9 protein-coding genes are annotated in these 9459 nt (G+C 52.2%); 6 read left to right on the top strand and 3 right to left on the bottom strand.

Annotation, left to right across the window (positions count from 1 at the left end; all coding sequences use genetic code 11):
- Positions 1–139 precede the first annotated feature (139 nt).
- The gene (gene csgI, locus ACSZO4_RS13090) at positions 140–802 is read left to right on the top strand and encodes a curli synthesis inhibitor (RefSeq protein ID WP_437889410.1); all 663 of its coding nucleotides are present in this window, start codon (positions 140–142) and stop codon (positions 800–802) included.
- Between the two features lie 111 nt (positions 803–913).
- On the top strand, positions 914–1372 hold the full coding sequence (gene mgsA / locus ACSZO4_RS13085; RefSeq protein WP_437889409.1) for a methylglyoxal synthase: 459 nt from the start codon (positions 914–916) through the stop codon (positions 1370–1372).
- 31 nt (positions 1373–1403) lie between these two features.
- Here the strand turns inward: mgsA and helD are convergent, their stop codons facing one another.
- Entirely contained in the window at positions 1404–3458 is a 2055-nt protein-coding gene (gene helD / locus ACSZO4_RS13080) for a DNA helicase IV (RefSeq protein ID WP_437889412.1), read from the bottom strand.
- A gap of 123 nt (positions 3459–3581) precedes the next feature.
- Between helD and ACSZO4_RS13075 the strand changes: the two genes are divergently transcribed.
- Positions 3582–4028: a YccF domain-containing protein gene (locus ACSZO4_RS13075; protein WP_437889408.1), complete on the top strand. Its 447-nt coding sequence runs from the start codon at positions 3582–3584 to the stop codon at positions 4026–4028.
- Between the two features lie 15 nt (positions 4029–4043).
- Positions 4044–6173 (top strand): YccS family putative transporter, encoded by a 2130-nt coding sequence (gene yccS / locus ACSZO4_RS13070; protein WP_437889407.1) that lies wholly within the window; start codon positions 4044–4046, stop codon positions 6171–6173.
- On the opposite strand, the gene ACSZO4_RS13065 is transcribed toward yccS, so the two are convergent.
- Complete coding sequence (locus ACSZO4_RS13065; protein ID WP_437889406.1) at positions 6170–6787, bottom strand: TfoX/Sxy family DNA transformation protein; 618 nt, start codon at positions 6785–6787, stop codon at positions 6170–6172. The two genes, yccS and ACSZO4_RS13065, sit on opposite strands and share 4 nt — an antisense overlap.
- Before the next feature lie 217 nt (positions 6788–7004).
- On the opposite strand from ACSZO4_RS13065, the gene sulA reads away from it, so the two are divergent.
- Both sulA and ompA read left to right on the top strand, forming a co-directional pair.
- Positions 7005–7505: an SOS-induced cell division inhibitor SulA gene (gene sulA / locus ACSZO4_RS13060; RefSeq protein ID WP_437889405.1), complete on the top strand. Its 501-nt coding sequence runs from the start codon at positions 7005–7007 to the stop codon at positions 7503–7505.
- Between the two features lie 364 nt (positions 7506–7869).
- Positions 7870–8922, top strand: a complete 1053-nt coding sequence (gene ompA, locus ACSZO4_RS13055; protein ID WP_437889404.1) for a porin OmpA — start codon at positions 7870–7872, stop codon at positions 8920–8922.
- Positions 8923–8985: 63 nt separating this feature from the next.
- Here the strand turns inward: ompA and matP are convergent, their stop codons facing one another.
- Entirely contained in the window at positions 8986–9438 is a 453-nt protein-coding gene (gene matP / locus ACSZO4_RS13050) for a macrodomain Ter protein MatP (protein WP_437889403.1), read from the bottom strand.
- Positions 9439–9459 lie beyond the last annotated feature (21 nt).

Below are 9459 nucleotides of genomic sequence, written 5' to 3'. Positions count from 1 at the left end.
GCGGGCATCGTGAAAAATCTATGGCAAAGAAAGCCTTATGTTCTCATAACTGACGATTAAATCGCACCTTCCTTAATAAATATATGCAAAAGTGAATACGTCGGGATAACAGGTGGGCAGGCCATGACAGGAGCGCGTTATGAGATCCGGGTGGAGGGTTGTGATTATTTCTTGTTTGCTACCGGTGCAGGTCTTCGCCACGACGCTGCGATTATCCAATGACATTGACCTGCTGGTACTGGATGGTAAAAAAGTATCCAGTTCGCTTTTGCGCGGCGCAGAAAGTATTGAACTTGAAAATGGCCTGCATCAGATTGTTTTTCGCGTGGAAACGGCCATTAACTCACCCACGAATGGGTCACACCTTTTCACCTCAGTGCCCCTGATTGCCACCTTCAATACCCAATACGTGGCTCAGGTCAACTTCAGCCTGCCGTCGCTGAGTTCGCCAAAAGAGGCCGATCGGTTTAATGCTACCCCCCACATCGCCCTGCTGGACGGCAATGCGACGCCTGTTCCGGTTAAGCTGGATATTCTGGAAATTATTGCACGTCCTGGCGGCATTGATTATGAGGCCGACACGGAGCGCTACAACAACGCAGGGAAATACGCCTCACTGCCGAAATTTTCGTCCATGATCGCTGATGACAGCACCTTACTGTCAGGGGTATCTGAGCTTGATATGCCGCCCGCACAATCGCAAACCCTCACCGAACAACGACTTAAGTACTGGTATCAGCAGGCCGATCCGCAAACACGGGATCGTTTTATGCAATGGGTGAAGCAACAACCACCGTCCTGAAAGTGCGCCAGTTAACATATCATTCGTCGCATCGTTTTTTTTCACTGACTTCTCTTGCAGCATCAGGCGCTTCCAGTAATCTGTAGCGAAGATTAATAACGGAACTGGATTATGGAACTGACGACTCGCTCTTTACCGGTGCGCAAGCGCATTGCGCTGGTGGCGCATGACCACTGTAAACAAATGCTGATGTCATGGGTTGAACGCCATCAGCCTCAACTGGCAAAGCATGAGCTTTATGCCACCGGGACCACCGGTAATCTTATTCAGCGCGCGACCGGGCTTGACGTACATGCGATGCTGAGCGGCCCGATGGGCGGGGATCAGCAGGTGGGTGCGCTGATTTCTGAGGGCAAAATTGATGTATTGATTTTCTTCTGGGACCCGCTGAATGCCGTGCCGCACGATCCGGACGTCAAAGCGCTGCTGCGTCTGGCCACCGTCTGGAATATTCCTGTTGCCACAAACCTGTCTACCGCCGATTTAATTATTCAGTCCCCCCATTTCGATGAAAGCGTCGATATCCTGATCCCGGATTATCAACGCTACCTCGCTGAGCGTCTGAAGTAATAAGTTGCAGGCGGCCAGGGCCGCCTGTTATTCAGGGCTTACGCGCCACCGGCACATTCAGTATCTTTAACTCATCCACAAAGCGCGATGGGTTTTGTTTATCAAACAGCAGCCAGACTTTTTTGCGCGCCCGCGTAATAGCGACATAAAGCAAGCGCCGCTCTTCGGCATCAGGAAAATTCTCCGGTACTGGCAGCAGAGCCTGCTCGATCAGCGATTCTCTGGCCGGGGCCGGGAAACCATCCAGCCCTTCATGCAGCCCCAGCACAATCACATATTCCGCCTGCTGACCTTTACTGGCATGAATGGTCATAAAATCCAGTTGCAGCTTTGGCCAGCGGGTTGCGGCTTTCTCCAGACTCACCGGTTTTCCCTGGTGGTAGCGCGCCAGCACCAGAATGCGATCCTCAGGCGTCGCATAGCCGCTAAGCTTGTCGAGCAGCGCGTCCAGTTGTTCTTCAGCCAACAAGGTCACTGCATTTTTATCCCCCACCATCAGGCTGTTAAGGGGCTTAGCCAACTGATGCGGGTTCTTCTGGATAAAAGCGTTAGCCACTTCACCAATGCGCGAGTTAAAACGGTAAGTGGTGTCCAGGGCACACTGATCCCCTTCGCCGAAATAGTCCTGAAAAGCGGTGGTGAGAGAGAGCTGGGCGCCGCTAAACCGATAAATGGCCTGCCAGTCATCACCGACAGCGAACAAGGTCGTTTGCGAGTTCTGCCGCCGTAACGCCGCCAGAAGCGCAGCCCGCTGGGGAGAGATATCCTGAAACTCGTCCACCAGAATGTGTTTCCACGGGTTAACAAAACGCCCCTTGTCCAGCACGGCTACCGCCTGATGAATCAGTCCGGAGAAATCGACGGCATTTTCGGCCTTCAGCGCGGCTTTCCAGGCTTTCAGCAGCGGCGCCAGCAATTTGATGCGTTTACTGAACAGAGGGCGGATCTCTTCCTCCGCCCCTTCGATTAACTCGGCCTGGCTGCCGCCGTGCATACGCACCAGGCTTATCCAGCGCTCCAGACGCGGGGCAATGCGGCGCTGTACGGCCTTGTCATGCCAGAACTCCCCTTCCGGCACGTCCCAGGCTAATTCGTCATTCAGCCATTGCCGCCAGCCGTTGGCCTGGGATTTTTTTTCAGCGCACTGCTGCCGCCAGTTATCGAGCAACAGTGTTTGTCGGGCCTTAGTATCGCTTTCGAGTTCGCTGATGGTGGGGGCTTTTTTGCCGCCCTGCTGGATAATACTGAGCGCAAGTGCGTGGAAAGTTCGCGCGGTGACGTCTTCGGTATGCAACCGTTCACGAATACGTTCATCCATCTCCTGCGCGGCTTTGCGCCCAAATGCGAGTAACAGAATTTGATCGGCTGAGGCCTCGCCTCGCGCCAGTAACCAACCCGCTCTCGCCACCAGCACCGACGTTTTACCGCTTCCCGCTCCGGCTAACACCAGCAGGGAGTGCTCGCCATTGACCACCGCACGGGCCTGAGCGGGGTTCAATGGTGAAGATTCAATCTCTTTAAAGAAGGGGGCGTACTGAACGAGCATATCCTCGGTCCAGGCCTGATTATGCGCTTCCCGTCGCCCTTCGGTATCATGCAGCCATGCCTGGCATTGTCGCCACAGCTCGCGGCAGTTGTCGAAGGTCTCAAGTCGACGTTGCGGCACCGGCAACGCATCGAATGCACTCAGCAATTGCTGCTTTAGCCCCGAGAGTTGCGCGCGTGTCAGCCATGCGGCGCTATTTACCCGACCAGAAATAGCATCAAGTTGAGCAGAGAGTACGCCAGCCGCCACCTCGCTCATTTCGCGACTCCAGTTCTGCCAGCGTTCATTCAGATGCTGATAAAATCGCTGAGTTTCGGCCCACTCCGTCCCATGCAGACGTACCACTTTACTGTCGCTAAGGACAAATTCGAGCTCCCCCCACACCAGCCCACGCTTACACTCAATGGTCAGTAACTGGTTGAAAGGAATAAGGTACTCATGACGATCGCCAGAAACCTTCACCCCTGCATTAAGCAGAGCGATCCGGTCGTAAGGATGCTGCGCCAGACGTTTTCCCAATGCAGTTGCTTTTAGTTCCATCACTCGTCGTTTCTCAACATATGGCTTTACTTGTCAGTGTAACCGTCAGAGAAAACGTGCTCCAGTTTAAAAAATCATTACAATTGTCCGCAGGCTTAACTCACTGGATGATTGCGAGGGCTTATGCGCACTGTTTTGAATATTCTGAATTTTGTTCTTGGAGGCTTTGCCACAACACTCGGCTGGCTGATAGCGACAGTGGCAAGCGTGGTGCTCATCATTACTCTGCCACTCACACGTTCCTGTTGGGAGATAACCAAGCTGTCCTTGATCCCATGGGGCAATGAAGCGGTTCATGTGGATGAACTGGAACCGGGGGCAAAAAATTCTCTACTCAATGCCGGAGGCACGGTGTTAAACCTCGTCTGGTTTGTACTGTTTGGCTGGTGGCTCTGCGTGATGCACATTGTTGCCGGTATCGCACAATGCATCACCATTATTGGTATTCCGGTGGGTGTGGCGAATTTTAAAATCGCCGCCATTGCCGTCTGGCCGGTAGGTCGCCGGGTCGTTTCTGTTGAAGTCGCCCGCGCCGCTCGCGAAGCAAACGCCCGCCGCCGTTTTCAGTAACAGGATGTCGACTTCATGCTAAGTCCTTTGCTACGCCGTTACACATGGAACAGCGCCTGGCTTTATAACGTGCGCATTTTTATTGCGCTGAGTGGCACAGCAGCGCTGCCATGGTTACTGGATGAGGTCAAGCTGACTATCCCGTTGACGCTGGGCGTTGTGGCTGCAGCGCTCGCCGACCTCGACGATCGCCTCACTGGCCGGCTACGTAATCTGATAATCACCCTGATCTCGTTTTTTATTGCATCGGCCTCGGTCGAGCTGTTGTTTCCCTGGCCCTGGCTGTTTGCCCCAGGCCTTGTCATCTCCACCATCGGCTTTATTCTGCTCGGTGGCCTTGGTCAGCGCTATGCAACCATCGCTTTTGGCGCGTTGCTTATTGCTATCTACACCATGCTGGGAACATCACTTTATGACCAGTGGTATCAGCAGCCGCTGCTCCTGCTGGCGGGTGCCGTCTGGTTTAATCTGTTGACGCTGGCAGGCCATCTGGTTTTCCCCATCCGCCCGTTACAGGACAATCTCGCGCGCTGTTATGAGCAGCTTGCCCATTATCTGGAACTGAAATCTCGTCTTTTTGACCCGGATATCGAAGATGAGAGTCAGGCGCCTTTATATGAGCTGGCGCTGGCGAACGGGCAACTGGTGACCACCTTAAATCAGACCAAATCTTCCCTGCTGACCCGCCTTCGGGGTGATCGCGGTCAGCGAGGTACCCGCCGTACGCTGCATTACTATTTTGCCGCACAGGATATTCACGAGCGCGCCAGTTCATCACATATTCAGTATCAGGCCTTACGCGAGCATTTTCGCTACAGCGATATCATGTTTCGCTTTCAGCGGCTGATCTCGCAGCAGTCTCAGGCCTGTGCGCTGCTGGCTCGCGCAATACTGCTGCGCGCACCTTATCAGCATGACAAACGTTTCGAACGGGCGTTTATCCATCTTGATGCCGCACTCGACAGGGTTCGCGCCAGTGCGACACCGCCTGCGGAATCCGTCAAGGCACTGGGCTTTCTACTGGATAACCTGCGAGCCATTGATGCGCAACTGGCTTCGATCGAGTCAGGACAACCGCAGACCCCGGCGCACAATGAAACGGAAAATATGCTGGCAGATGACAGCCTGCATGGGATGAGTGATATCTGGTTGCGGCTACGCAATAACCTCACCCCGGAGTCTGCGCTGTTCCGCCATGCGGTGCGAATGTCCGTTGTGCTTTGCGCAGGTTACGGCGTTATTCAGGCCATGAGTCTGCACCATGGATACTGGATTCTGCTCACCAGCCTGTTTGTTTGCCAGCCAAACTACAATGCCACTCGCCACCGTCTGACTTTGCGTATTGTTGGGACGCTGGCGGGGATCGCGTTAGGTTTACCAGTGCTCTATTTTGTTCCTTCCCTTGAAGGACAACTGATTTTAATTGTGATAACCGGCGTGCTCTTCTTTGCGTTTCGCCTTATTCAGTATGCGCAGGCGACGATGTTTATCACCCTTCTGGTACTGCTGTGCTTCAATTTACTGGGCGAAGGGTTTGAAGTTGCTATTCCGCGAATCATCGATACCCTGATAGGCTGTGCGATCGCCTGGGGGGCGGTGAGTTTTATCTGGCCAGACTGGCGTTTTCGTAATCTGCCGCGGGTAACAGAGCAGGCATTTAACGCCAACTGCCGCTATCTGGATGCGATTCTTGAACAGTATCATCAGGGACGAGATAACCGCCTGTCTTACCGAATTGCCCGCAGAAGTGCTTACAATCGTGATGCAGAGCTGGCATCCGTCGTCTCTAATATGGCGTCAGAGCCCGGTACAACAGCAGAGCAACGCGACGTGGCATTTCGCCTTCTCTGCCTCAACCACACCTTTACCAGCTATATTTCTGCTCTGGGCGCACATCGTGAACAATTAACGCACCCGGCGATTTTGCAGCTGCTGGACGATGCCGTGTGCTATGTCGATGACGCGCTGCACCACCAGCCTGCCGATGAGGAGCGCGTGCAATTAACGCTGGCGGATTTGTCCCGACGCATAAAGCATCTTGAACCCCGCCCTGACAGCAAAGAGCCTCTGGTCCTGCAACAAATTGGGCTGTTAATTGCTCTGCTGCCCGAGATGTGCCACTTGCAGAAACAGGTCCTGTCCTAATTTTCCCATACCTTGTTGTCTAAGGTGTTGTACCAGTCAATCAACTCCTGGCGTCTGAACGCCGGGAGTGCTGCTTCATGAAGTCCAAAGATAGCGCCTTCCAGCGCCAGCAATACTTTGATGCCAAGATGCTTGTTCATTTTCTTAATACGCAGCCAACAGACTTTCGCCCCCAGCAAGCGCAGCATTTTTGCATCACTGACGCCAGCCTCACACAGGAGCGTTTCGAGCTGAAACGTCAGGTTAGGCAGATCTTTCAGTCGGGAAATCGCCTTACGTTGCTGAATTTCAGAGCGAGCGGCATCGAGAGAACAGAATGAGAGGCGTACCAGCATCGGTATGTCACGCCACAGATGCTCATCAACAAAATAGTAATTCAGCAGCACGTCCCGTCCACGCTTCCTGTACATCAACAAAGGAGGCTGCCGTTTTACTGTATATTGCGCACTTTCTTCACACATCCTCAGGTACAGCTCACCTTTAGAAATCATGGCGAAGACGATGTTATCAACGGAGAGGCTATAGCCTCCAAAAAGGGCGCGGGACTGAATTTCACCCAAAGGGGCAAGATATTCCTGGGATAAATAGATCCTTTGATAAGAGACGCTTTTCATGATTATTCCTTTAAAATCATGGAGTAAAAATATCATTACTGTTAACGGATCCGTTATTCAGAAACATAGGCAAGTGTGCTTTGCGCAGCAAGACAATTTTGTAGCAACTGATGGTCATGCGACAAATTTGCGAGAAGCTTTCAGAAAATGAGGTTGATCTTTGAACGTTACAGAGTTACTGTATAAACATACAGTAACCAACAGGGCTGGGTTGATCATGTACCACTCATTAAGCCGTACTCACCGTTCAACACAATTTATTTCCGCGCCTCATGCGAAAACCACCGGCGCCCCAACAGGGCTTATCAGTGAAGTGGTATATCGTGAAGACCAGCCCGGAATGACACAACTACTGTTATTACCGCTGTTGCAGCAACTGGGGCAGCAATCCCGCTGGCAGCTCTGGCTCACGCCACAACAAAAACTCAGTCGTGAGTGGGTTCAGTCCGCAGGCTTACCTCTGACTAAAGTAATGCAAATTAGCCAGTTGTCACCCTGCATGACATTGGAATCGATGACGAGAGCGCTACGCACCGGCAATTACAGCGTAGTTATTGGCTGGCATGCAGAGGAGCTTAGCGATGAAGAGCACCATCAGCTGGCCATGGCGGCAGAGGAAGGTAATGCGATCGGCTTCGTGATGCGACCGGTTCGTCTGGATCAGCATGGAGCGAGACAGCATTCCGGGATAAAAATTCACTCAAATTTGTATCATTGAGTAAAATTAAGATAAATCCTGGCTGTAATTTTATTACCGGTAGCTTTTACAGCTTCATTAACTAAATTTCGCGCCAGGTCATGTGCTCCGCGCCTTTCGCGGTTTCAGGGCGGATGATCGCTCGCGCTGAAATGTTAAATATTGCCTATACAAAGCTTTTTTTTTCATATGCCTGACGGAGTTCACACTTGTAAGTTTCCAACTACGTTGTAGACTTTACATCGCCAGGGGTGCTCAGCATAAGACAAAGATATCGTGAAGATATCTGCTGAGTGACAAGCGAGCAATTCCCCCGGTGAAGGATTTAACCGTGATTTCTCTTAGAGAATTCCATGGCGATTTTTGGATGATAACGAGGCGCAAAATGAAAAAGACAGCTATCGCGATTGCAGTGGCACTGGCTGGTTTCGCTACCGTAGCGCAGGCCGCTCCGAAAGACAATACCTGGTATACAGGTGGTAAACTGGGTTGGTCTCAGTTCCACGATACCGGTGCAATATTCCAGAACGATGGCCCGACTCACGAAAACCAACTTGGTGCTGGTGCGTTCGGTGGCTATCAGGTTAACCCGTACGTTGGTTTTGAAATGGGTTATGACTGGCTGGGTCGTATGCCTTACAAAGGCGACAACGTAAACGGTGCGTTCAAGGCTCAGGGCGTTCAGCTGACAGCTAAACTGGGTTACCCGGTAACTGACGACCTGGACATCTACACCCGTCTGGGTGGTATGGTTTGGCGTGCAGATGCTAAAGCTAACGATGCTGGCGACCGTTACAAAGCTCACGACACTGGCGTTTCCCCGGTATTTGCTGGTGGCGTTGAGTGGGCAGTTACCCGTGATATCGCTACCCGTCTGGAATACCAGTGGGTTAACAACATCGGTGATGCAGCTACCGTTGGTACCCGTCCGGACAACGGCATGCTGAGCGTAGGTGTTTCCTACCGTTTCGGCCAGCAGGAAGATGCTGCACCGATCGTAGCAGCTCCGGCACCGGCTCCAGAAGTACAGACCAAGCACTTCACTCTGCGTTCTGACGTGCTGTTCAACTTCAACAAAGCGACCCTGAAACCAGAAGGTCAGCAGGCGCTGGATCAGATGTACAGCCAGCTGAGCAACCTGGATCCGAAAGACGGTTCTGTTGTTGTTCTGGGCTTCACTGACCGCATCGGTTCTGACGCTTACAACCAGACTCTGTCTGAGAAACGTGCTCAGTCCGTGGTTGATTACCTGATCTCTAAAGGTATCCCGGCTGACAAAATCTCCGCACGTGGCATGGGTAAATCCAACCCTGTTACCGGTTCTACCTGTGACAACGTGAAAGCGCGCCCTGCGCTGATCGATTGCCTGGCACCGGATCGTCGCGTAGAGATCGAAGTTAAAGGCAGCAAAGACGTTGTGACTCAGCCGCAGGCTTAAGTCTCACGTCTCATAAAAAAACCCCGCCTGGCGGGGTTTTTTATTGCCATAAATTCAGAGGCGCTACTCTTTACCCAAGAGTGCCTGCAAATCCAGCTTGAGCGATGTCATCGTCGTCGCGTATTTTTCTTTGTGTTCTGCATCTTCAATTAATTGCACAACCGTCTCAGAAAGGGTTTTGCCCCGACGCTGCGCAAGGCCAGCCAGACGTTGCCAGACAACAAATTCAAGATCGATGGATTTTTTACGCGTGTGCTGATGTTCAGCATTGAAATGGCGTTTACGCCGCGCTCGTATCGTTTGTTTCATGCGATTGATCAGAGACTCATTAATATGCTTCTCAATCCATGCATTCACCTGTACGGGCTCATTTTCGAGGGTCAACAATAAATCGACAGCTTCTTCAGCTGCACTGGTTTCTATATATCGCGTGATAAGCTCACCCTCACGGTGCTTTTTCACCAGATACTTCCACTTCCAGCCGCTTTCAAGGTTTTCGAGTTGTTGATATTTCATTGTGCTCTCAACGTTACCGTG

The sequence above is a fragment of the Phytobacter sp. V91 genome, from assembly GCF_965644225.1.
GTDB lineage: Bacteria > Pseudomonadota > Gammaproteobacteria > Enterobacterales > Enterobacteriaceae > CBFFRJ01.
The sequence above is the reverse complement of the archived record's forward strand: the minus strand, read 5'-3'. Positions and strand labels throughout refer to the sequence as shown.